This window comes from Jiangella gansuensis DSM 44835 (genome assembly GCF_000515395.1).
In the GTDB taxonomy this organism is placed as follows: domain Bacteria; phylum Actinomycetota; class Actinomycetes; order Jiangellales; family Jiangellaceae; genus Jiangella; species Jiangella gansuensis.
In genome coordinates, this window is sequence record NZ_KI911782.1 from 5,268,712 (window position 1) to 5,289,432 (window position 20,721).

The following is a 20,721-nucleotide window of genomic DNA, read 5'->3' on the forward strand; positions in this document are numbered from 1 at the left end:
TTCCAGAGGTGGTGCTGGGATGTCTGGCAGACCAAGGCCCACGGCGTCGACGGCGTGAGTGTCGCCATCAACAACTGTGCCAGACGCCGCTGACATTCCGCATCCGGAAATTTCGTTCCCAGCGCCGGTGATGCGCGGGCTCAGTGCGGCGGATACGGCGCTCAGCGCAGCAGTGGCGCCACCGCGTCCCAACCAGGGTCCGGCGTCGCTTGCACGGCCGCCGTCCCGTGTGTCCAGCCCTCCAGCACCGGCCGGGCCCGGGATGGGTCCACCTCGAGACCGTCGACGTAGAAGTGCACGATGATCTGGCCGCCACCGGTGACGCGGCCGACGTGGATGACCCGCGGCCCGTCGCCGCCGAGCTCGGCCAGGACCTGTTCGCCGAGCTTCTCGGCGTCGTCGACGATGGCGACGTCCCGCGGCTGACCGTCGGAACCGGCTTCGTAGTCCAGGACGACGGCGACGTGGGTGTCGGCGAGGGGCCGCTCGACCCGGTCCAGCGGCCTGCGGACCAGGGCGACGATGGGGCCCTTCCGGCCGGTGCCGCGCAGCACCGCCCACTGCCCGCCCGCCGGGCGCAGCTGGTCGACGACGGTGCCGAGCATGGCGACCGGGATGGCGTCCATGGGGGTGTCGGCGGAGACCTCGACCTCGCCGATCCATCGCTCGGCGTCGTCTTCACCCAGCGCGGCGTCGAGGCCCATGAACGCGACCGACAGCCGGTGCTCGTGATCGAGCAGCGGGAACAGTGGGTGGTGGATGACGACGTCGAGCACCCCGTGCTGGACGTCGACGCGGGTTCCTGCGACGAGCTCACGCAGCTCGATGTCGTAGTCGTCGATCTTCATGACGGCCGACTCGAACAGCGTGGGGTCGGCGCGGCGGACCGGCGCGAACTCGACGTCGGGGTCGTCCGGCGCGGCCAGCACCCAGCGCTCGACCAGCGCGCGCAGCTCGGCCTTCCCGCCGCTGGACACCACCAGGGTGAGCCGCTTGCGCGAGCTGGGTGACAGTTCCCAGGTGAGGGAGGGGTCGAGGGCGGCGACGGCTGGACGCAGCAGCGCGATGAGCTCGTCGGAGCGCTGTTCCTGCGCCGCCGCGACGACGTCCGCCCGGTTCTCCGCCCACCACGCCCAGAAGCGGGCGATGGCCGGGCGGGGGTCAGCGGGCACGCGGGACCTGCGGCGGAAGAACGCCATGTCTGCTCGTTCTGTTCGGCGGCGGCGGTTTCGACGCGACGGGCGTCGACAGGAGCATCATAGAGGTGCGGGACCGACCCGAGTCCTCTCGAGGAGGTGGGGTCATGACCACGCCCACGCCTGACATCGAACACCACCCCGATGTCGCCGTCATGAGGCATCGCTACGACCAGATCTCCGAGACCCCCGTGGCGCAGTACGCCGATGGTCTCGCGTTCCTGGCCGGCCTGTATCTGGCGATGTCGCCATGGGTGATCGGCTTCACCGGTCACTCCGCACTCACGGCCACCAACCTGGTCACCGGTCTTGCCGTCGCCGTGCTGGCGGCGGGCTTCGTCGCCTCGTACGGTCACCTGCACGGCCTGGCCTGGATCGCGCCCGTCCTGGGTGTCTGGGCCGTCGTCGCGCCGTGGGTGGTCGCGGGCGACACACCGGACACGTCGGCAATCGTCAGCAACGTCATCACCGGAGCGGTCGTCGTCCTGTGCGCCCTCGCGATGATGTCCAGCGGTATGCGCCGCGGCCGCACCTGAGCCGACCGCGGCACGCGCACCGCACGTCTCGATCCCGCATTCGAGCGGCGGACGGCGACGGTACAGGTCCCGTACGTCGTCGTCCGCCCGGCGGATGGGCCATCATGCAGCCCATGGAGTTCGCCGACGTGGTCCGCCGCCGCCGCATGATCCGCAACTACGACCAACGCCCGGTCGACCCTGCCGCCGTCGACCGCATCCTCACCGCCGCCCTGCATGCCCCCAGTGCCGGTTTCAGCCAGGGTTGGGCGTTCCTGCGGCTGGACACCGCCGACGACGTCGACCGGTTCTGGTCGGCGGCAACCCCGCCGGGGCAGGGCGACGACGAGTGGTCGCGAGGGCTGCGCCGGGCCCCGGTCGTCATCGTCCCGCTGTCGTCGAAGCAGGCCTACCTGGACCGCTACGCCGAGCCGGACAAGGGCTGGACCGACCGCGACGAGAGCCGCTGGCCGGCGCCGTACTGGGACATCGACACCGGCATGGCCAGCCTGCTGATGCTGCTGACCGTGGTCGACGAGGCCCTGGGCGCCTGCTTCTTCGGCATCCCGCCGGAACGGGTCGCGGCGTTCCGCGAGGCGTTCGGGGTTCCCGGCGACTACTCCCCGATCGGCGCCATCACCGTCGGGCACCCCGCTACCGACCGGCGTTCACCGTCGCTGAGGCGCGGCCGCCGCAGCATGGACGACGTGGTGCATCGCGGCCGCTGGAGCGCCTGAGCTGTCAGCGGCTGGCCAGCTCGCCGTAGACCTGGGCCAGAGCCTCCCAGTCGGGAGTCAGCTCGGCCGGGTCGCCACCGTCCAGGAAAGCGCGCAGAGCGTCCAGCATGGTGTGCCAGCCGGTGCAGTAGTCCACGGCCGGAGCCTGGCGCAGTGCTCGGTGCATCAGCACCAGGACGGCCCCGTCCTCGGCCGGCCGCACTTCCCAGCGCACGGTCGACTCCGGCTCGCCCGGCCAGCGCCACGTGTGCTCGAGCGCGAACGGCGGCTCGACGCCCAGCACCACGCCGTCGGCGACGCCCTCGTCACCGAAGTCGTAGCGGACGGCGCCGCCGGCGACCGCTTCGATCCGGACGCCGGGTACCCAGCGGTCCTGCTGCTCGGGGTCGACGAGGGCGTCCCACACCCGCTCCGGGCTGTGCCGCAACCGCCGCTCGAACCGGATCTGCCAGGCGCCGTCCGGGCCCACGCCGAGGGTGCCGCGGGCGTCGTCGGCGGGCGGCGGGCTGTCGGGAGACGTGGTCACGGTTCGTCCTTCCATCGTTCGTCCAGGTGGGCTTCGAAGGCATCGAGACGGGCCGCCCAGTTGTCCCGGGTGCGTTCCACCCAGTCGCCGACCTCCGCGAGGCCGGCCGGCTGGAGCCGGTACAGGCGGCGCTGGCCGTCCCCGCGCCAGGTGACCAGGCCGGCGTCGCGCAACACTCGCAGGTGCCGCGACACCGCCGGCCGGCTGACGTCGAAGGCCGCCGCCAGCTCACCGGCGGTGCGCTCGCGGGCGGAGACCAGTTCCAGCAGGCGCCGCCTGGTGGGGTCGGCCAAGGCCTCGAAGACGTCCGTCGTCACCCGTTATTTGTAACCGATGCCTTACGTAACCGTCAAGTTACGCTTCGCTCTCGCGCATCGGGACCCGGACACCCCGCTGGTCGGCCACCTCGGCGGCATGGTCGTACCCGGCATCCACGTGGCGGATGACGCCCATGCCCGGGTCGTTCGAGAGCACCCGCGCGATCTTCTCCGCGGCCAGCGGTGTGCCGTCGGCGACGGTGACCTGACCGGCATGGATGGAACGGCCCATGCCCACCCCGCCACCGTGGTGGATGGAGACCCAGGTGGCTCCGGATGCGGTATTGACCAGAGCGTTCAGCAGCGGCCAGTCGGCGATGGCGTCCGAACCGTCGGCCATGGCCTCGGTCTCGCGGTAAGGCGAGGCGACGGAGCCGGCGTCGAGGTGATCGCGCCCGATGACCACCGGCGCGGACACCTCGCCGGACGCGACGAGCTCGTTGAACCGGAGGCCCGCCTGGTCGCGCTCGCCGTAACCCAGCCAGCAGATGCGGGCCGGAAGCCCTTGGAAACGCACCTTCTCGCCGGCCATCCGGATCCACCGGGCCAGCGGCTCGTTGTCCGGAAAGAGGTCGAGGACGGCGCGGTCGGTGACGGCGATGTCGGCGGGGTCGCCGGACAGCGCCGCCCACCGGAACGGCCCCTTGCCCTCGCAGAACAGCGGCCGGATGTAGGCGGGCACGAAGCCGGGGAAGGCGAAGGCGCGATCGAACCCGGCCAGTTGGGCCTCGCCGCGGATCGAGTTGCCGTAGTCGAACACCTCGGCACCGGCGTCGAGAAAGCCGACCATCGCCTCGACATGGACCGCCATTGACTCGCGTGCCCGCTGGGTGAAGCCGGCCGGGTCCTTGGTCCGCTCGGCCGCCCAGTCCTCGAACGCCACGCCGGCCGGGAGGTAAGCCAGCGGGTCGTGTGCGGACGTCTGGTCGGTGACGATGTCGATCTCCGCGCCACGGCGCAGGAGGTCCGGGACCACCTCGGCGGCGTTGCCCAGTACGCCGACGGACAGTGGCCGGCGGTTCGCGCGGGCGTCGCCGGCCAGCCGGAGCGCGTCGTCCACGGTCGCCGCCTGGACGTCGAGGTAGCCGTGCTCGATCCGGCGGGCGATGCGCGACGGGTCGCACTCGACCACGACGGCCACCCCGCCGTTCATGGTGACCGCCAGCGGTTGGGCACCGCCCATGCCGCCCAGCCCGGCGGTCAGCGTCACCGTACCGGCGAGAGAACCCCCAAACCGCTTGGCCGCGACGGCGGCGAACGTCTCATAGGTGCCCTGCAGGATGCCCTGGGTGCCGATGTAGATCCACGACCCCGCGGTCATCTGCCCGTACATGGTCAGTCCCAGCGCTTCCAGCCGCCGGAACTCCTCCCACGTGGCCCAGTCGCCCACCAGGTTGGAGTTGGCGATCAGCACCCGCGGCGCCCATTCGTGCGTTCGCATCACGCCGACCGGGCGGCCGGACTGCACCAACATGGTCTCGTCGTCGGCGAGCGTGGTCAGCGTCCGCACCAGGGCGTCGAACGACGGCCAGTCACGCGCGGCCCGCCCGGTGCCGCCGTAGACGACGAGTTCGTCGGGGTGCTCGGCCACCGCCGGGTCGAGATTGTTCTGCAGCATCCGCAGGGCGGCCTCCTGCGGCCAGCCCCTCGCGGTCAACTGGGTCCCGCGCGGCGCGCGGACGGGTCGCGGTCCGGACGTCATGAGCGCCACCTCCGGCTGCGATCCTTTCACGCCGGCCGGCCCGTGCGCATGATCAATGCAGGGGGCCCGCAGCCTCCAGCACGGCGCCGGTTCGCACCAGATCGAGGACCGCGTCGATCTCCGGAGCCAGGTGACGATCCGGCCCCGGTCCGGCCACCCGCGTGCGGATGAGGTCACGGACGGCGCCCGTGCGGGCCGCCGGCGTCAGCGGTGCCCGCAAGTCCAGCGCCCGGGCCGCCGTGAGCAGCTCGACCGCCAGCACCCGGCCCAGGCCGTCCACCGCCCGGCGCAGCTTGCGGCCGGCCGCCCAGCCCATCGAGACGTGGTCCTCCTGCATGGCGCTGGACGGGATGGAGTCGGCCGACGCCGGCACCGCCAGCCGCTTCAGCTCCGCGACGATGCCCGCCTGGGTGTACTGCGCGATCATGTGCCCGGAATCCACCCCTGGGTCGGCGGCCAGGAACGGCGGCAGGCCGGCGTTGCGGGCGACATCGAGGAACCGGTCGGTGCGGCGCTCGGAGATCGACGCCAGGTCGGCCACCGCGATGGCGAGGAAGTCCAGCGCGTACCCGACCGGGGCACCGTGGAAGTTGCCGTTGGACTCCACCCGGCCGTCGAGGGTGACGACGGGATTGTCGATGGCGGCGGCGAGCTCCCGCTCCGCGACCGCGGCGGCGTGGGCCAGGGTGTCCCGGGCGGCACCGTGCACCTGGGGCGCGCAACGCAGCGAGTAGGCGTCCTGCACGCGAGTGCACTCCGGCCCGCGATGGCTGGCCACGATGGCCGACCCCGCCAGGAGCTCGCGCAGGTTGGCCGCGGAATCACGCTGGCCCGGGTGCGGCCGCAACGCCTGCAGGTCGTCGGCGAACACCCGGTCTGTACCCAGCAGCGCCTCCACGCTCATGGCCGCGGCGACGTCGGCCACGCGCAGCAGCCGGCCGAGATCGTGCGCTGCCAGCACCAGCATCCCGAGCATGCCGTCGGTGCCGTTGATGAGCGCCAGGCCCTCCTTCTCGGCCAGCTCGACCGGCTCGATCCCGGCCGTCGCGAGCGCTGTCGACGCGTCGGTCAGCACCCCGGCGGCGTCGCGCACCGTCCCCTCACCCATCAGGGCCAGCGCACAGTGGGCCAGGGGCGCGAGGTCGCCGGAACAGCCGAGACTGCCGTACTCGTAGACCACCGGGGTGATGCCGGCATCGATCATGGCCGCGTACGCCCTCGCCGTCTCCAACCGCACCCCGGTGCGGCCGGTGGCCAGCGTGGACAGCCGCAGCAGCATCAGCGCCCGGACGACCTCGCGCTCGACCTCCGGACCGGACCCGGCCGCGTGGCTGCGGATCAGGCTGCGCTGCAACGCGGCCCGCCGCTCGGCCGGGATGTGGCGGGTGGCCAGCGCACCGAACCCCGTGGACACGCCGTAATAGGGAAGATCGGCGACGGCCAGCCGCTCGACCACCTCGCGGCTGCGCGCGACCGCCTGGCTCGCGTCGTCGCCCAACCGCACCCGCGCACCCCGCCGGGCCACCGCCACCACGTCATCGGCGCTGACCGGGCCGGTGCCGACCTCGACCTGTTGCTGCATCATGGCGGCCATTGTCGTCCTCCGCCCGCGCTTCTCGACCGCTGGTCGTCGTCAAGCGTCCACGATCACGCGGGCGTCTGCTCGACGAGCGTGTTCAGCAGGCCGGCCGCGACGGCTGCGTCGTCGACGACGACCACGGTGCGCCGGCCACTGGTCCGCTCGATCAGCAGTGCCTCGCCGCCGTGCAGGACGTACCCGACGGCACCGCGCAGGGGGCCGAACGCGGCCACCCGGTAGCCGTAGCCGCCGAAGTGCCGGATCGGGTGCACCTCGACGACGCTCGCCCGGACGATCTCCGTCAGCGGGGTGTTCATCCGCGGCCAGCCGAGCCGGCCCCGGACGGTGAGCCCGCGGCGGTCGACGGTGACGGTGATGGAGAACATCAGCAGGACAAGCAGCGCCATGGCCAGGCTCAACAGCAGCACCCACCACTGCCGGCCGATCAGCCCGGCCACCGCGGTGACGCCGACCCCGGCGATGAGGACGGCGGCCGGCAGGCTCCCGGTGGCCACGGAACGGGTCCACATGACCCGTTCGCCGTCGCCGACCGGCAGCCGGGGCGCATCGGCGGGAACGGCCGGTGCCGTGCGCCACACGGGGACGAGCAGCGTGGCCACCAGCGCCAGGGCGGCGCCTGCCGCGAGTGCGCCCAGGATCGGCCCGGCCGACAGGTCCGCCTCGGCAGCGTCGGCCAGACCGCGCTGCTTCTCCGTGAGCCCGGCAGCCAGCACCGCCACGAAGCCCGCCGTGCCCGCCGACGTGGCCGCGACCACCCTGCTGACGACGGGTTCGAACCGGACGGCGACCACGAGAGCGAGGCCGATGGCGGCCAGACCCGCGGAGAACCCGAGGACCAACCAGGCCACCGTGGTCACGGAGCTGAAGTCGTCCGGAGACCCGGAGGTGCCCCAGTGGGTGGCCACCGTCGACGGGAGGTCGTCGCGCCACCGCAGCACCAGGCCGGCCGCGATGCCGCCCACGGCGAGCGGCAGCCCGGCGGCGGCCAGCACCGCCCGAGCGATGATCCGCGCCCCTGGCCGGGGTGTCTGGTCGTTCATCGGTACTCCTCTCGGATGAGCTCCACGAGCTCGTCTGCGGTCAGACCCAGTCGGTGAGCGACAGCGGCGACGTCTGCCACGGCCTGCCGCAGCGCGGCGAGCCCGCCCGCGGCCTCGGCGGTGACGACGGCGCCCCGGCCGCGTCGCAGCTCGACCAGGCCTTCGTCGCGCAGCTGCTGGTAGCCGTGCAGCACCGTGTGCACGTTCAGCCCGAGGGACTCGGCGAGGTCACGCGCCGCGGGCAGCCGCTCCCCGGATCGCAGTTCGCCGCGGGCCAAGGCGCCACGTATGGCGGCGGCCAGTTGCGCGAACAGCGGCTCGGGAGACGCCGGGTCCAACCTGATGAGCACGACGTCAGTCTATTGTTCTAGTTCTAATAGAACAAGTTGCATGGACGCCGCTGAGATACCGTCGCCCCATGTCCGAGATCTCCCGCCCCCCGGCCGCCAAGCAGGTCCCCCACGAGCGGACGGTGCACGGCGACACCGTCGTCGATCCGTACGCCTGGCTGAAGGACCGTGAGGACCCGGACACCATCGCGTATCTGGAGGCGGAGAACGCCCATACCGAAGCGGCCACGGCGCACACGAAAGCGCTGCAGGACGAGATCTTCGAGGAGATCAAGAGCCGCACCCTCGAGACCGACCTGTCCGTGCCCTCCCTGCACCATGGCTGGTGGTACTACGCGCGCACCATCGAGGGCAGCCAGTACCCCGTCCACTGCCGCTCCCGCACGGAACCGGCGTTGCCGGCCGACCCGTCGGAGCCCATCGTCTCCCCCGCCGACGAGCAGATCTTGTTGGACGAGAACGAGCTGGCCGGCGACTCCCCGTACTTCGCCGTCGGCACGTTCGACATCAGCCCCGACGGCCGGCTGCTCGCGTACTCCACCGACTACGACGGCGGCGAGAAATACACCCTGCGGTTCAAGGACCTCGAGTCCGGCGCGACCCTGCCCGACGAAGTGCCCGGCACCTACTACGGCTCGGCATGGTCGGCCGACGCGTCGGTGCTCTTCTACACCACCGTCGACGACGCCATGCGCCCCTACCGGGTGTGGCGGCACGTCCTGGGCACCGAGGCCGGCGCCGACACCATCGTCCACGAGGAGACCGACGAGCGGTTCTTCGCCTCTGTCGGGCTCACCCGCAGCGAGCAGTACATCCTCATCGGCCTGGGCAGCCAGATCACCAGCGAGGTGCTGATCCTGCCGGCCGCCGAGCCACTGGGCGAGTTCCGCGTCGTCGAACCGCGCGAGCAGGGCGTGGAGTACTCCCTCGATCACACCGGCGACTCCTTCTACATCGTGCACAACCGCGACGCCCTCGACTTCGAACTGGTGGTGGCGCCGGCCGAGACACCCGGCCGGGAGCACTGGCGCCCGGTGCTGCCGCACACTCCGGGAGTGCGGGTCACCGGTGTCGACGCGTTCGCCGGCCATCTGGTGGTCACCATGCGCCGCGACGGCCGCACCGAACTGCACCTCCTGCCCCTGGTGGACGGCAGCCCCCAGCCTGGCCGCGACATCGAGTTCACCGAGCCGGTCCGCACCGTCCGGCCCGGCGGCAACCCCGAGTTCGAGACCTCCGTGTACCGGCTCGGCTACACCTCGCTGACCACGCCCACCTCGGTCTACGACTACGACGTCGCCACCGGTGAGCTGCGACTGCGCAAGCGCCAGCCGGTACTGGGCGACGTCGACCTCGACGCCTACGAGTCGGTGCGCGAGTGGGCCACCGCACCGGACGGCACTCGTGTCCCGATCTCGCTGGTCAAGCGGCGCGACACCCCACGCGACGGCACCGCTCCGTGCGTCCTCTACGGCTACGGCGCGTACGAGGCGTCGATGGACCCGTGGTTCTCCATTCCGCGGCTGTCGCTGCTGGATCGCGGGTTCGTCTTCGCCATCGCGCACGTGCGCGGTGGCGGCGAGCTGGGCCGGCGGTGGTACGAGGACGGCAAACTGCTGGCGAAGCGCAACACTTTCACCGACTTCGTGGCCTGTGGTGAGCACCTGGCGACCACCGGCTGGACGTCACGTGACCGGCTGGCCGGCCGCGGCGGCAGCGCCGGCGGACTGCTCATCGGCGCCGTCGCCAACCTCGCACCCACCACGTTCGCGACGCTGGTGGGCGAGGTGCCGTTCGTCGACGCGCTCAACACCATCCTCGACCCCACCATGCCGCTGACGGTCGTGGAGTGGGAGGAGTGGGGCAACCCGGTCGAGTCGGCCGAGGTGTACGCGTACATGAAGTCCTACTCGCCGCACGAGAACGTGCAGGCGCGCGACTACCCCGCCATCCTCGCAACAGCGGGCCTCAACGACCCCCGCGTCGGCTACCACGAGCCGGCCAAGTGGGTCGCCCGGCTGCGCGCGACCGCCACCGGCACCCGGCCGCTGCTGCTCAAGACCGAGATGGGCGCCGGCCACGGCGGGCCGTCGGGGCGCTACGACGCGTGGCGCGACGAGGCATTCACCCTCGCGTTCATCATCGACACCACCACGGCCTGACCACCACCCAAGATCTCGCATACCTCACCTTCCTCGCGTTCGTGACCTGCTGGTTCACGCACGCGCGGGCTCGCATGCCCGGCGTACATTCGGGTATCTGCCGAATACCTGCAAGCCCAAGGGAGTGATCATGAGAGGCAAACTGCTCCTCCTGGCGGGAGCCGCGGTCGGGTACGTCCTGGGCACGGCGGCCGGCCGGCAACGCTACGAACAGATCAAGGGCCGCGCCGGCGCCATGTGGCACGACCCGAAGGTCCAGCAGAAGGTCTCCGAGGCCCAGGACGCCGTCATGGCGAAAGCCCCTGAGGTGCAGGAGAAGCTGGCCGAAGCGGCCACCAAAGCCACCGACAAGGTGCGCTCGACGATGCACCGGCACGAACCAGACCCGACGGAGGTGGGCGCACATGGCCACAACGGGCATTACCCGAAGCCAGGATGACCGTTCCGTAGCGGAGCTTGTCCGCCAGTTCTCCGAGCAGACGTCACACCTGATCCGTGACGAGATGCGGCTGGCCCAGGCCGAGATGTCGCAGAAGGCCAAGCATGCCGGCATCGGCCTCGGCCTGTTCGGCGGCGCCGGATTGCTCGCCTTCTTCGGCGTCGGGGCGCTGGTGACCTGTGCCATCGCGGCGCTGGCTCTGGTGCTGGAGGTCTGGGCCGCCGCGCTCATCGTCGCCGGAGCTCTCTTCCTGCTGGCCGGGCTGGTGGCGCTGCTGGGCCGCGGCGAGACCCGGCAGGCACGACCGAAGCCGGAGCGCACCGTCGCGAACGTCAAGCGCGACGTCGAAGAGCTGAAGGAGAGTAGGCACTGATGAGCACGACGCGGACCCGGGCCACGGAACCGCCCCAGGACGCCGGCCCGGAGGAGATCGAGAAGCACATCGAGCAGACCCGCAGCGACCTCGGCCACACCGTCGAGGCCCTGTCGCACAAGCTCGACGTCAAGAGCCAGGCGCAGGCGAAGCTGAGCACGGCCCGCGACCGCGCCGGTTCCATGGGCCGGCAGGCCAAGGACGTGGCGAAACGTCCGGTGACCATGATGGTGGCCGGCGCAACGGCCCTCGTGGCCGCCATCGCCGGCGCCTTCGTCTGGAAGCGCCGCCACTGAGCGTCCCGAGGTGATCGCATGGCCACGCACGCGCACCGCCACCACACCGACGCCGAGGAGGTCCAGCCGGGAAGCCCGGCTGGACGCCCGGCGCCCGAGCGGCCGGCACCCGACGACGACCGCAAGCCGAACGGGCCCACCCAGCTGACCCGTCCGTCCTGGACCTACGTCGCCCGGCGCACGTTCCGCGAGTTCATGGACGACGAATGCACCGACCTCGCGGCCGCGCTGACCTACTACTCGGTCCTGTCGCTGTTCCCCGCCCTGGTCGCCCTGGTGTCGCTGCCGGCCCTGCTCGGCCAAGGGCAGCAGACCACCGACCAGCTGGTCTCGATCGTGCAGGACATCGCGCCCTCCGCGGCGGCATCGGACCTCGAGGGGCCGATCAACCAGCTCACCAACGCGCCAGGAGCCGGCCTGACCCTGGTCATCGGTCTGCTGGCGGCGCTGTGGTCGGCGTCGGTGTACGTCGGTGCGTTCGGCCGGGCCATGAACCGCATCTACGACATCGGCGAGGGCCGGCCGTTCTGGAAGCTTCGTCCCGTGATGCTCGGCGTCACCCTGCTGGTCATGGTGCTGATCCTGGCCGCCGCGGTGATGCTGGTGGTCAGCGGCCCGGTCGCGCAGGCCATCGGTGACGCCATCGGCCTCGGGAGCACGGCGGTGACGGTATGGAACATCGCCAAGTGGCCGGTGCTCCTGTTCGTCGTCGCCTCGATCATCGCGCTCCTGTACTGGGCCACGCCCAACGTGCGCCAGCCGAAGTTCCGCTGGATCAGCATGGGCGCGGTGATGGCCATCGTGGTGTGGGCGATCGGCTCCGGGGCGTTCGCGCTCTACGTCGCGAACTTCGGCAGCTACAACCGGACCTACGGGTCACTGGCCGGCATCATCGTCTTCCTGCTGTGGCTGTGGCTGACGAACCTGGCCCTACTGTTCGGTGCGGAGTTCGACGCCGAGACCGAGCGGGCCCGGGAACTGCAGGCCGGGATGCCTGCGGAGGAGGCGATCCAGCTGCCGCCGCGCGACACCCGGCAACTGGAGAAGGCCGCGGACAAGCAGGCCACGCTGGTTCGGATGGGCCGGCGGCTGCGACGCGGCGGACATCAGGACTGAGAATGCAGCGCCGCCCGGCGTCGTCGCGCGATGGGCACCGAGCTGGCGAGACACCCCCTAGAGGAGCCGGGCCCGGCTGACGCCCGCCCGGCCCTCCAGGCGGCGGGCCAGCCGCTGCAGCCGCCGGGCGGCACCTTCGAGCCGGCGGGCCCGGCGAAGCCGCCTCGCGGTGGCGACGATGCGCGCGTCGCGCTCGAACTCGTGAGCACGGCGGCGATGCAGGGTGTCGTAGTACTCGAAACTCATGATCACCATCTCCAGGTGTGCGAGGTGCGGCCGGACCGTCAGCCGGCCCGGTGTAGTCGGACGGAGCCGCTGACGGTCTTCACGGCCAGCAACAGGGTGCGGTCGGACGCGGCGGGCGCATCGGTGGCGTCGAGGTCGGAGCGCACCGACCCGGTGACCGACGACACGTCGAGCTTGGCGGCCGTGCCGGCAGCGAGCCCGACCGTGACGTCGCCGCTGGCCGCGCGCACGGTGATGTCGCCCTCCTCCGCCCGGCGGACGGTGATGTCGCCGGACGCCGTCTTGACGGTGAGCCGGCCCGCTACGGTGCCGACGCCGATGTCGCCGGACGCGGCCGACAAGCGCGCGTCGGTGACCGGCCCGTCCACCTCGATGCCGCCGGACCCCGACTGCAGCTCCACGCCGCCGGTGACCCGGCCGATCCGGATCTCGCCGGACCCCGTCTTCGCGGAGACTCCGGCACAGCTGCCGATCCGGACGTCACCGCTACCGGCCACGACCCGGACGTCGCCGCCGGACTCGATGGACAGATCACCGGAGCCGGCCCTGCCGGACACCTCGCCGAACCGGCCCGTCAGCTGGACGTCGCCGGAGCTCGTCTCCACCTCGGCGTCGCTGCCCGCCGGCACGGTGACGACGATGTCGACGGACGCAGCCGAGGCACGCACCTCGGCCGAAGCCACAAACGACGTGGTGCTCCGCGGCACCTTGATGCGCAGCGCGCCGGGGCGGTATTCGACGGTGGTGCGCTGGGCGAGATCGTCGCCGCCGGGGCCGGACGGGTGTAGCCGCACCTCCACCTCGGTGGTGTCGGCGGCGGTGACCTCCACGTCACCGGAGCGCTGCTCGACCGAGAGGCTGATCGGCCCCTCGGCCGGGAACGTCTGCGAGATGAAGTCGGACATGAGGATTCTCCCGTTCGAAAGTCAGCGGACCCAGCCGGAGATGTTGCGGCCGATGTTGATGCGCACGCCCGACGAGCGCTCGGGCTCGAAGGTCAGCAGCACTGCCCGGATGAGCCAGGCGTTGACGGACATGCCTTCCGCGGCAGCGGCCTCCTCGACCCGGACCTTGAGCGTCTCGGGGAGCCGCAATGACACCCGGGAGGTGCCCTCGTCGGCCTCCGGCGGGGACGGCGGCACCGGTGGCGTGGGCGGGGCGGGGGGCGTGGGCGGCTGCGGTGGGATGGCGGCCTCCGTGGCGACCAGCTCAGGGTCGCCACCGCGCAGCCGGACCTCGACGACGACGCCGTCGAGCTGGTTGGTGACCTCGGCAGCGGCATCGCCGAGCGCCTCGAGCAACGTCAGCCGCAGCGACGGCTCGACGGCGTAGGAGAGCCGGTCCGCCGCAGCCCGGACGTCGTCGGCGGCAGCCTGGCCGGCCGCGGCGAGCGATCCACGCAGTGCCTCGACATAGGGCGTCAGTTCCATGACGCCATAATGGCGTCACATTGGCGCCACGTCAAGCGTCACCATGACGCCATGAGTGTGTCACCATGGCGCCAACCTCGCTCGCATTCCGTTGATCTTGGAGAAACCGCGGAATCAAACGGACAAATCCCTCCGCGATTCCGCCACTACTCCAAGATCAACGGAGCCGGGCGAGGCGCACGGGCCGGGCAAGGCCCACGGCCCCGGGCGAGCGCGCGGGGCAGGGGTGCGCGGTCAGGGGTGCGCGGTCAGGCGGGCGCGTCGGCGCGCTTGACGGCGGACAGCAGCAGCTGAGCGACGTCGACCACCTCGACGTCCTGCCCGGCTCCCTCGGACTGGGCCTGGGTCAGGCCGTCGGAGAGCATCACGCGGCAGAACGGGCAGCCCACGGCGATGGCCTCGGCACCGGTGGCCAGGGCCTCGGCGGTGCGGTCGGCGTTGATGCGGGTGCCGATGCGCTCCTCCATCCACATACGCGCGCCACCGGCGCCGCAGCAGAAGGAGGTGGACCGGCTGCGCGGCATCTCGCGCAGCTCGACACCCGGCAGGGAACCGACCAGTTCGCGCGGCGGCTCGTAGACCTGGTTGTGCCGGCCCAGGTAGCAGGGGTCGTGGTAGGTGACCGGCCGGCCGGCCACGGCTCCACCGTCGGCGGGCGCGACCGGCGTGAGCTTGCCCTCCCTCACGAGCCGGTTCAGCAGCTGGGTGTGGTGCACGACCTCGAGCTGGAGCCCGAGCTGGGCGTACTCGTTCTTGATGGTGTTGAAGCAGTGCGCGCAGGTCGAGACGACCCGCACCGCCTTCGTCTCGCGGAGGACGTCGATGTTCTGCGCGGCCAACTGCTGGTACAGGAACTCGTTGCCGGCACGGCGGGCGGGGTCGCCGGTGCACGTCTCACCGTCGCCCAGGACGGCGAACGAGACCCCCGCGGTGTGCAGCAGCTCGGCGACGGCCTGGGTCGTCTTCTTGGCGCGGTCCTCGAAGGCGCCGGCGCAGCCGATCCAGAACAGCCAGTCGACCTCGTCGAGCGACTCGACGTCCGCGCCGACCTGCCGGACCGGGAAGGACAGGTCCTTGGCCCAGTCCATCCGCTTGGAGGCATTGACTCCCCACGGGTTGCCGGCCTTCTCCAGGTTGCGGAACAGCCCGTTCAGCTCGCCGGGGAACTCCGATTCGATCAGCGTCTGGTAGCGCCGCAGGTCCAGGATGTGGTCGACGTGCTCGATATCGACCGGGCACTGTTCGACGCACGCGCCGCAGGTGGTGCACGACCACAACACGTCGGGATCGATGACGCCGCCGTGTTCGGCGTCGCCGACGATCGGGCGGTCCGCCTCCGCCCGCGCCTCGGCCGGCACCCCGGCCTGCTCATCCGCCGCCGCGTCCTCGCCGCCGGCCAGCAAGTAGGGCGCCTTCGCGTACGCGTGGTCGCGCAGGTTCATGATCAGCAGCTTCGGCGAGAGCGGCTTCTCGGTGTGCCAGGCCGGGCACTGCGACTGGCAGCGGCCGCACTCGGTGCAGGTGGAGAAGTCGAGCAGCGCCTTCCACGAGAAGTCCTCGACCTTGCCGGCGCCGAGCGAGGCGTCCTCGTCCAGGTCCTCGAGCTTCTCGAAGTCGACCGGCTCACCGCCGACGGTGAGCGGCTTGGCCGCCCCCAGCGCCGGGCCGCCGTCGGCCTCACGCTTGAGGAAGATGTTCGGGAACGCCAGCAGCCGGTGCCACGCCACGCCCATGGTCAGGTTCCACGCCAGCACGGTGAAGAACAGCCACGACACGACGATCTTCACCCCGGCCACCACGTGCACCGTGAGCTCGACACCGCTCGTGGAGACGCCGTCGAACCACGACCCGATGAACGCCGTCAGCGGGAAGTGCAGCACGTCGCCGAAGAGGCGGTACTCCAGCCCGCGCAGCAGCAGGATGCTCACCGCGATCGTCGCGATGGTGAACTCCACGTAGTACGCCTGCCAGAACGTCGAGCCGTAGAACCGCGACCACCGCCCGGACGCGCGGGGATGCTGCCGCTGCCGGGTCACCGTCAACGTCACGATCCCGGCGAGCGTCAACCAGGCGATCGCCTCGGTGAACCACTCGAACGGCACCCAGTGCCCGATCACCGGCAACGCCCAGTACGCGTCGAACAACTGCCCGTACGCCGTCACCAGCGTGAAGAACAACGCGCCGAACCCGACCATCACGAACCAGTGCGCCACGGCCACCACCGGCCGCTTCGCCATCCTCGTATGACCCAGGAACTCGCGCACCAACGTCACGAACCGGGCCCGCGGATCGGTCAGCCGTCCCGGCGCAGGCTGACCCAGCTGGATCACCCGCAGCATCCGGACCGCGGCGTCCGCCAGCACCACCAGGGACAACAGTGTGACGCCCAGTGCGACAACGATGGCGACGTACTGCATGCGTTCCGGCTCCTCACCGCCGAGACGGGCTGCTACCCCGTTCCTGGGGCACGACCCACATATTACTCCCGGGTAACTACGGTTGCGCGCCCTCCACGTGGGTGCGGTGGAAATTCAGGTAGGACCGGCTCGGCGTGGGACCGCGCTGACCTTGGTAGCGAGACCCGTGCCGCTGCGCGCCGTATGGTTCCTCCGCGGGCGAGGTGAGCGCGAAGAAGCAGAGCTGGCCGATCTTCATCCCCGGCCACAGCTTGATCGGCAGTGTCGCCACGTTGGACAGCTCCAGGGTGACGTGCCCGGTGAAGCCGGGATCGATGAACCCGGCAGTGGAGTGGGTGAGCAGCCCCAGCCGGCCGAGACTCGACTTGCCCTCCAGCCGGGCCGCGACGTCGTCGCCCAGCGTCACCGTCTCGAAGGTGGACGCCAGCACGAACTCCCCCGGGTGCAGCACGAACGGCTCGCCACCGTGCGGCTCCACCATGCGGGTGAGGTCGGGCTGCTCCTCGGCCGGGTCGATGTGCGGGTAGCGATGGTTCTCGAACACCCGGAAGTACCGGTCGAGCCGGACGTCGATGCTCGACGGTTGCACCATCTCGGGGTCGTACGGATCCAGTTGGACCCGCTTGGACTCGACGGAAGCCCGGATGTCGCGGTCGGAGAGCAGCATGTGGGGACACTACCGAGCGGGCCGCGGCCGCTGCCAGGCGACCACCGTTCTGGCCGGGACCGCACGCGGCACCCCACCTGATGCAACGACTGATGGCGGGTGGTTTGGTGGCGCTATAGGCCCACCAAACCACCCGCCATCGAGGCGAGCTCGGGTCAGATCAGCGAGCCGGCCCGCCAGTCGGCGATGAAGTCCGGGTTGGCGTCGAGCCACTGGGCGATCGAACCGGCGTTGTCCTCGCGCCCGTTCTGGACGACCATGATGTCCTCGATCTCCAGCAGCTGCTCGTTGGAGAGGTAGAGGTTCTGGATCAGCTGCGCGGCGTTCGGGAAGTCCTCGTGGAAGCCAGGACGGCCCAGGTTGTAGAGCCGCTCCGCCTCGCCCAGGGCACCCTCCGGGTCCTGCAGGTCGCGGATGTCGTAGGCGGCGTAGGCCCAGTGCGGGTGCCACAGCGTGACGGCGATGTTCTCACCGGCCGCCATGGCGTTGTCCAGCTCGGCCAGCATCGCCGGCGACGAGGACGTCGGGTAGTCCATGTCCTCCAGGCCGTAGGTCGGGATGACCTCGTTCTGGGTGGTGGTGGTCAGCCCGGCACCGGGCTCGATGCCCACGATGCGGTTGCCGTACTCGGCGGCGTTCTCGGCCAGCTCGTCCAGCGACTGCGCCGGCGAGTCGGAGTTGACCGCGATGGTCAGGTAGCCCTCGTCGAACCAGCAGCCGACGTCCTCGAGGTCGTCGCCGAACTGCTCGACGTACTGCGCGTGCGTGTTCGGCAGCCAGGCGTCGATGACGATGTCGATGTCGCCGTCGGCGACACCCTGGTACACCGCGCCCGCCTCGGGCAGTTCCTGGAACTCGACGGTGTAGCCCTGCTCCTCCAGCGCGACCTTGGCCAGCTCGGCCACGACGTAGTTCTCGTCCCAGCCGGAGAACACACCGATGCTCAGGGTCGTCTCGTCGTCGCCGGTGCCCTCCGGGTCCGGGATCTCGGCGTTGGCGTCGGCGGGGTCGCACGATCCGGTGTCGACGTCACCGATGGTCTGCACGTCCGTGCCGCCGTCGTTGCCGCCGCCGTTGCTGGTCGTGTCGTCGCCGTCGTCGTCACCGCCACAGCCGGCGAGGACGAGGGCGCTGGCGGCGAGGCCGGCCAGCACGCTGATCGTGGGCTTACGCATGTTACTCCTCTGTTTTTCGACTACTTGCGCTCAGGATTCGAGGACTCAGTCACGAACCTTCGATGCTCGGATGACGGGCGCCCGGTCGGTCAGGGCGGCCACCATCCGGTCCAGATAGATCGCGAGCACCACGACCGCCACGCCGGCTTCGACACCGCGCGCCACGTTCAGGGAGCTCAGACCGGCGACGACGTCCAGGCCGAGGCCGGCCGCGCCCACCATGGCCGCGAGCACGACCATGGACAGCGCCAGCATGATGACCTGGTTGATGCCGGCCATGATGGTCGGCAGGGCCAGCGGCAACTGGATCTGCCGCAGGATCCGCGTCGGCGAGGATCCGAATGCCTGGCCGGCCTCGACGACCTCGGCATCGACCTGCCGGATCGCCAGCTCGGTGAAACGCACGCCCGGAGGCATCGCGAACACGATGGTGGAGATCATGCCGGGGACCACGCCGATGCCGAAGGCGGCCAGGCTGGGGATCAGGTAGACCATGGCCGGCATGGTCTGCATGAAGTCGAGGACCGGCCGCAGGGTGTTGCTCACGGCCCGCGACTTCGCCGCCCAGACGCCCAGCGGCACCGCGATCAGTGATGCGAGCAGCGCCGCCACCACGACCAGTGAGAGGGTCTGCATCGCCCCGTCCCACCGGTCCATGGCCGCGACCAGGTAGAAGCCCAGGACGCTGAACACGGCGAACTTCCAGGACCGGACCAGCCAGCCCAGCGCCGCGAACAGCGCGATCATGACGAGGAACGGCGGTGCGCTCAGGGCGTCGTACAGGCCGTCGTACATGCCGGTGAGGACCGTGTCGACGACGTCCAGTACCGACTGGAACGTGTCGGTGAACCAGTCGAACGCGTCGGACACCCACGTGCCGACCTCCAGCCGCGGCTCCAGCGGGTCGAAGGCTTCGTCGCTCATCGGACACCCCCCTCGACCGGCATGGCATCGGTATCGGGGTCGGCCCCGGCTTCGGCAGCGGAAGCGTCCTCCGGCAGGGACTCCACGATGCTGGCCATCGCGGCCAGCAGGGTGACGCGCGGGATGACGCCGACGAGCTTGCCGGCGTCGTCGACCACGGCCAGTGGCAGCGGCGACTCGGCCGACGGCGCGAACAGTTCGGCCAGGAACGTGTCGGCGTGCACGGACTGGTAGTCCTCGCTGACGATGGCGTCCAGCGTCGAGTCGCCGCGGTTGACCGCCGCCACGACATCCTGGTCGCGCACCACGCCGCGCAGGACGCGGTCGCGGGACACGACGAACGTCGCGCTCATCTGCTTCTCCCGCATGCCGTGCAGCGCGACCCGGGGGCCGGCGGCGGCACTGACCTCCATCAGCGGCGGTTCCATCACGCTGGAGGCGGTCAGGACCCGGGTGCGGTCGACGTCGGCGACGAACTGCGCGACGTAGTCGTTGGCCGGATCCTTCAACACCTCCTCGGCGGTGCCGATCTGCACGATCCGGCCGTCGCGCATGACCGCGATGCGATCGCCGAGACGCATCGCCTCGTTGAGGTCGTGGGTGATGAAGACGACCGTCTTGCCGAGACGGGACTGCAGTTCGATCAGCTGGTCCTGCATCTCGCGGCGGATCAGCGGGTCAAGCGCGGAGAACGCCTCGTCCATGAGCATGATGTCGCTGCCGGCCGCGAGGGCGCGGGCGATGCCCACCCGCTGCTTCATGCCGCCGGACAGCTGCGCGGGGTACTTGTCCCCCCACCCGGTCAGTCCGACGAGCTCCAGCGCCTCGGTGGCCTTCGCCAGCCGCTCCTTCTTCGGCACCCCTTGGATGTCGAGCGCGTAGGCGGCGTTCTCGGCGACGGTGCGGTGTGGCAGCAGCGCGAAGTGCTGGAACACCATGCCGATCTTCTGTTGCCGGACGCGGCGCAGCTCGGCCTCGTCGATGGCGGAGATGTCGACACCGTCGATGAACACCCGGCCGGCGGTGGGCTCGAGGAGCCCGTTGAGCATTCTGATCAGGGTGGACTTTCCGGACCCGGACAGGCCCATCACCACGAAGATCTCGCCGGGTTGCACGTCGAAGCTGGCGTCGATCACCGCTGGGGTGGCGCCGCTGGCGACGACGTCGGCACGGCTGGCGCCGTCCTTGAGCCGCCGAACGGCCTCATCGGTCTTCTTGCCGAAGAGCTTGAACAGTCCTTCCGCGCGTACCGCGGTCACGCCTCACCTTTCGTTCGTCAGCCACGCGACGCACCGGCGAACCGGGCGGGGCTACGCCAGGCGGCTCCGCATGGGAGCAACCGGTGAGCCACGCGACGAAGCGGCGCGAGCGGGTCGAACGTGGACACGGTGGGAACCCAAGCCCACCTTCTTAGGCCACTGCCCAACCGCGCCTGTCAGGGGTCGGTCGCCTGTGACGCTAGCCGACCTCGGCGTGTCGGTGCGAATCCAGGA

At 70.8% G+C, this 20,721-nt stretch carries 22 protein-coding genes; 7 read left to right on the forward strand and 15 right to left on the reverse strand.

From position 1 onward, the window contains the following. Positions 1-161: 161 nt before the first annotated feature. On the reverse strand, positions 162-1,199 hold the full coding sequence (locus JIAGA_RS33495) for a hypothetical protein (RefSeq protein ID WP_051426485.1): 1,038 nt from the start codon (positions 1,197-1,199) through the stop codon (positions 162-164). 104 nt (positions 1,200-1,303) lie between these two features. Between JIAGA_RS33495 and JIAGA_RS0124955 the strand changes: the two genes are divergently transcribed. Both JIAGA_RS0124955 and JIAGA_RS0124960 read left to right on the forward strand, forming a co-directional pair. Next, entirely contained in the window at positions 1,304-1,732 is a 429-nt protein-coding gene (locus tag JIAGA_RS0124955; protein WP_026877764.1) for an SPW repeat protein, read from the forward strand. A 113-nt stretch (positions 1,733-1,845) separates the two neighbouring features. Then, positions 1,846-2,448, forward strand: coding sequence for a nitroreductase family protein (locus JIAGA_RS0124960; protein ID WP_026877765.1), 603 nt, complete (start codon positions 1,846-1,848; stop codon positions 2,446-2,448). 4 nt (positions 2,449-2,452) lie between these two features. On the opposite strand, the gene JIAGA_RS0124965 is transcribed toward JIAGA_RS0124960, so the two are convergent. From JIAGA_RS0124965 to JIAGA_RS0124990, 6 genes are all read right to left on the reverse strand, one after another. Continuing rightward, entirely contained in the window at positions 2,453-2,974 is a 522-nt protein-coding gene (locus JIAGA_RS0124965) for an SRPBCC family protein (protein WP_035812954.1), read from the reverse strand. Further along, complete coding sequence (locus JIAGA_RS0124970; protein WP_026877767.1) at positions 2,971-3,291, reverse strand: ArsR/SmtB family transcription factor; 321 nt, start codon at positions 3,289-3,291, stop codon at positions 2,971-2,973. The genes JIAGA_RS0124965 and JIAGA_RS0124970 overlap by 4 nt, the downstream gene beginning before the upstream one ends. 37 nt (positions 3,292-3,328) lie before the next feature. Continuing rightward, complete coding sequence (hutU, locus tag JIAGA_RS0124975; protein ID WP_035815246.1) at positions 3,329-4,993, reverse strand: urocanate hydratase; 1,665 nt, start codon at positions 4,991-4,993, stop codon at positions 3,329-3,331. A 52-nt stretch (positions 4,994-5,045) separates the two neighbouring features. After that, complete coding sequence (hutH, locus tag JIAGA_RS0124980; RefSeq protein WP_026877769.1) at positions 5,046-6,578, reverse strand: histidine ammonia-lyase; 1,533 nt, start codon at positions 6,576-6,578, stop codon at positions 5,046-5,048. A gap of 62 nt (positions 6,579-6,640) precedes the next feature. Further along, a complete protein-coding gene (locus tag JIAGA_RS0124985) occupies positions 6,641-7,633 on the reverse strand; it encodes a DUF1648 domain-containing protein (RefSeq protein WP_026877770.1) in 993 nt (330 codons plus the stop codon). Continuing rightward, positions 7,630-7,983: a GntR family transcriptional regulator gene (locus JIAGA_RS0124990; RefSeq protein WP_026877771.1), complete on the reverse strand. Its 354-nt coding sequence runs from the start codon at positions 7,981-7,983 to the stop codon at positions 7,630-7,632. The genes JIAGA_RS0124985 and JIAGA_RS0124990 overlap by 4 nt, the downstream gene beginning before the upstream one ends. Before the next feature lie 68 nt (positions 7,984-8,051). Between JIAGA_RS0124990 and JIAGA_RS0124995 the strand changes: the two genes are divergently transcribed. The 5 genes from JIAGA_RS0124995 to JIAGA_RS32255 all read left to right on the forward strand — a co-directional run bounded on the left by JIAGA_RS0124995 (position 8,052) and on the right by JIAGA_RS32255 (position 12,369). After that, the gene (locus tag JIAGA_RS0124995) at positions 8,052-10,145 is read left to right on the forward strand and encodes a S9 family peptidase (RefSeq protein ID WP_026877772.1); all 2,094 of its coding nucleotides are present in this window, start codon (positions 8,052-8,054) and stop codon (positions 10,143-10,145) included. A gap of 130 nt (positions 10,146-10,275) precedes the next feature. Then, entirely contained in the window at positions 10,276-10,584 is a 309-nt protein-coding gene (locus tag JIAGA_RS32250) for a YtxH domain-containing protein (RefSeq protein ID WP_051426749.1), read from the forward strand. Further along, positions 10,550-10,957, forward strand: a complete 408-nt coding sequence (locus tag JIAGA_RS0125005) for a phage holin family protein (protein WP_051426486.1) — start codon at positions 10,550-10,552, stop codon at positions 10,955-10,957. The genes JIAGA_RS32250 and JIAGA_RS0125005 overlap by 35 nt, the downstream gene beginning before the upstream one ends. After that, positions 10,957-11,253 (forward strand): DUF3618 domain-containing protein, encoded by a 297-nt coding sequence (locus JIAGA_RS0125010; RefSeq protein ID WP_026877774.1) that lies wholly within the window; start codon positions 10,957-10,959, stop codon positions 11,251-11,253. The genes JIAGA_RS0125005 and JIAGA_RS0125010 overlap by 1 nt, the downstream gene beginning before the upstream one ends. 18 nt (positions 11,254-11,271) lie before the next feature. Next, positions 11,272-12,369: a YihY/virulence factor BrkB family protein gene (locus JIAGA_RS32255; protein WP_051426487.1), complete on the forward strand. Its 1,098-nt coding sequence runs from the start codon at positions 11,272-11,274 to the stop codon at positions 12,367-12,369. A 57-nt stretch (positions 12,370-12,426) separates the two neighbouring features. Here the strand turns inward: JIAGA_RS32255 and JIAGA_RS0125020 are convergent, their stop codons facing one another. The 8 genes from JIAGA_RS0125020 to JIAGA_RS32260 all read right to left on the reverse strand — a co-directional run bounded on the left by JIAGA_RS0125020 (position 12,427) and on the right by JIAGA_RS32260 (position 20,487). Then, positions 12,427-12,615: a hypothetical protein gene (locus tag JIAGA_RS0125020; RefSeq protein WP_157553512.1), complete on the reverse strand. Its 189-nt coding sequence runs from the start codon at positions 12,613-12,615 to the stop codon at positions 12,427-12,429. 38 nt (positions 12,616-12,653) lie between these two features. Then, a complete protein-coding gene (locus JIAGA_RS0125025) occupies positions 12,654-13,520 on the reverse strand; it encodes a DUF4097 family beta strand repeat-containing protein (protein WP_026877776.1) in 867 nt (288 codons plus the stop codon). A 21-nt stretch (positions 13,521-13,541) separates the two neighbouring features. Beyond that, positions 13,542-14,045 carry a hypothetical protein gene (locus JIAGA_RS0125030; protein WP_026877777.1) on the reverse strand — a complete coding sequence of 168 codons (504 nt, stop codon included), beginning with the start codon at positions 14,043-14,045 and terminating at the stop codon, positions 13,542-13,544. A 248-nt stretch (positions 14,046-14,293) separates the two neighbouring features. Then, positions 14,294-16,462, reverse strand: coding sequence for a (Fe-S)-binding protein (locus JIAGA_RS0125035; protein ID WP_026877778.1), 2,169 nt, complete (start codon positions 16,460-16,462; stop codon positions 14,294-14,296). A 76-nt stretch (positions 16,463-16,538) separates the two neighbouring features. Further along, positions 16,539-17,129: a dCTP deaminase gene (dcd, locus tag JIAGA_RS0125040; protein ID WP_026877779.1), complete on the reverse strand. Its 591-nt coding sequence runs from the start codon at positions 17,127-17,129 to the stop codon at positions 16,539-16,541. Positions 17,130-17,284: 155 nt separating this feature from the next. Then, a complete protein-coding gene (locus JIAGA_RS0125045) occupies positions 17,285-18,304 on the reverse strand; it encodes a glycine betaine ABC transporter substrate-binding protein (RefSeq protein WP_026877780.1) in 1,020 nt (339 codons plus the stop codon). A 45-nt stretch (positions 18,305-18,349) separates the two neighbouring features. Then, on the reverse strand, positions 18,350-19,228 hold the full coding sequence (locus tag JIAGA_RS0125050; protein WP_026877781.1) for an ABC transporter permease: 879 nt from the start codon (positions 19,226-19,228) through the stop codon (positions 18,350-18,352). Further along, complete coding sequence (locus JIAGA_RS32260) at positions 19,225-20,487, reverse strand: quaternary amine ABC transporter ATP-binding protein (protein ID WP_051426488.1); 1,263 nt, start codon at positions 20,485-20,487, stop codon at positions 19,225-19,227. Before JIAGA_RS32260 ends, JIAGA_RS0125050 begins: the two co-directional genes overlap by 4 nt. Between the last annotated feature and the right edge of the window lie 234 nt (positions 20,488-20,721).

What these genes read in the sequence shown, in the direction of transcription:
- JIAGA_RS0125030 (WP_026877777.1), bottom strand. Translation starts at nt 14,045, where the DNA reads ATGGAACTGACGCCCTATGTCGAGGCACTGCGTGGATCGCTCGCCGCG.
- hutU (WP_035815246.1), bottom strand. Translation starts at nt 4,993, where the DNA reads ATGACGTCCGGACCGCGACCCGTCCGCGCGCCGCGCGGGACCCAGTTG.
- JIAGA_RS0125005 (WP_051426486.1), top strand. Translation starts at nt 10,550, where the DNA reads ATGGCCACAACGGGCATTACCCGAAGCCAGGATGACCGTTCCGTAGCG.
- JIAGA_RS0125010 (WP_026877774.1), top strand. Translation starts at nt 10,957, where the DNA reads ATGAGCACGACGCGGACCCGGGCCACGGAACCGCCCCAGGACGCCGGC.
- JIAGA_RS0125020 (WP_157553512.1), bottom strand. Translation starts at nt 12,615, where the DNA reads ATGAGTTTCGAGTACTACGACACCCTGCATCGCCGCCGTGCTCACGAG.
- JIAGA_RS0125025 (WP_026877776.1), bottom strand. Translation starts at nt 13,520, where the DNA reads ATGTCCGACTTCATCTCGCAGACGTTCCCGGCCGAGGGGCCGATCAGC.
- JIAGA_RS32255 (WP_051426487.1), top strand. Translation starts at nt 11,272, where the DNA reads ATGGCCACGCACGCGCACCGCCACCACACCGACGCCGAGGAGGTCCAG.
- dcd (WP_026877779.1), bottom strand. Translation starts at nt 17,129, where the DNA reads ATGCTGCTCTCCGACCGCGACATCCGGGCTTCCGTCGAGTCCAAGCGG.
- JIAGA_RS0125050 (WP_026877781.1), bottom strand. Translation starts at nt 19,228, where the DNA reads ATGAGCGACGAAGCCTTCGACCCGCTGGAGCCGCGGCTGGAGGTCGGC.
- JIAGA_RS0125035 (WP_026877778.1), bottom strand. Translation starts at nt 16,462, where the DNA reads ATGCAGTACGTCGCCATCGTTGTCGCACTGGGCGTCACACTGTTGTCC.
- hutH (WP_026877769.1), bottom strand. Translation starts at nt 6,578, where the DNA reads ATGATGCAGCAACAGGTCGAGGTCGGCACCGGCCCGGTCAGCGCCGAT.
- JIAGA_RS33495 (WP_051426485.1), bottom strand. Translation starts at nt 1,199, where the DNA reads ATGGCGTTCTTCCGCCGCAGGTCCCGCGTGCCCGCTGACCCCCGCCCG.
- JIAGA_RS0125045 (WP_026877780.1), bottom strand. Translation starts at nt 18,304, where the DNA reads ATGCGTAAGCCCACGATCAGCGTGCTGGCCGGCCTCGCCGCCAGCGCC.
- JIAGA_RS0124960 (WP_026877765.1), top strand. Translation starts at nt 1,846, where the DNA reads ATGGAGTTCGCCGACGTGGTCCGCCGCCGCCGCATGATCCGCAACTAC.
- JIAGA_RS0124955 (WP_026877764.1), top strand. Translation starts at nt 1,304, where the DNA reads ATGACCACGCCCACGCCTGACATCGAACACCACCCCGATGTCGCCGTC.
- JIAGA_RS0124985 (WP_026877770.1), bottom strand. Translation starts at nt 7,633, where the DNA reads ATGAACGACCAGACACCCCGGCCAGGGGCGCGGATCATCGCTCGGGCG.
- JIAGA_RS32250 (WP_051426749.1), top strand. Translation starts at nt 10,276, where the DNA reads ATGAGAGGCAAACTGCTCCTCCTGGCGGGAGCCGCGGTCGGGTACGTC.
- JIAGA_RS0124995 (WP_026877772.1), top strand. Translation starts at nt 8,052, where the DNA reads ATGTCCGAGATCTCCCGCCCCCCGGCCGCCAAGCAGGTCCCCCACGAG.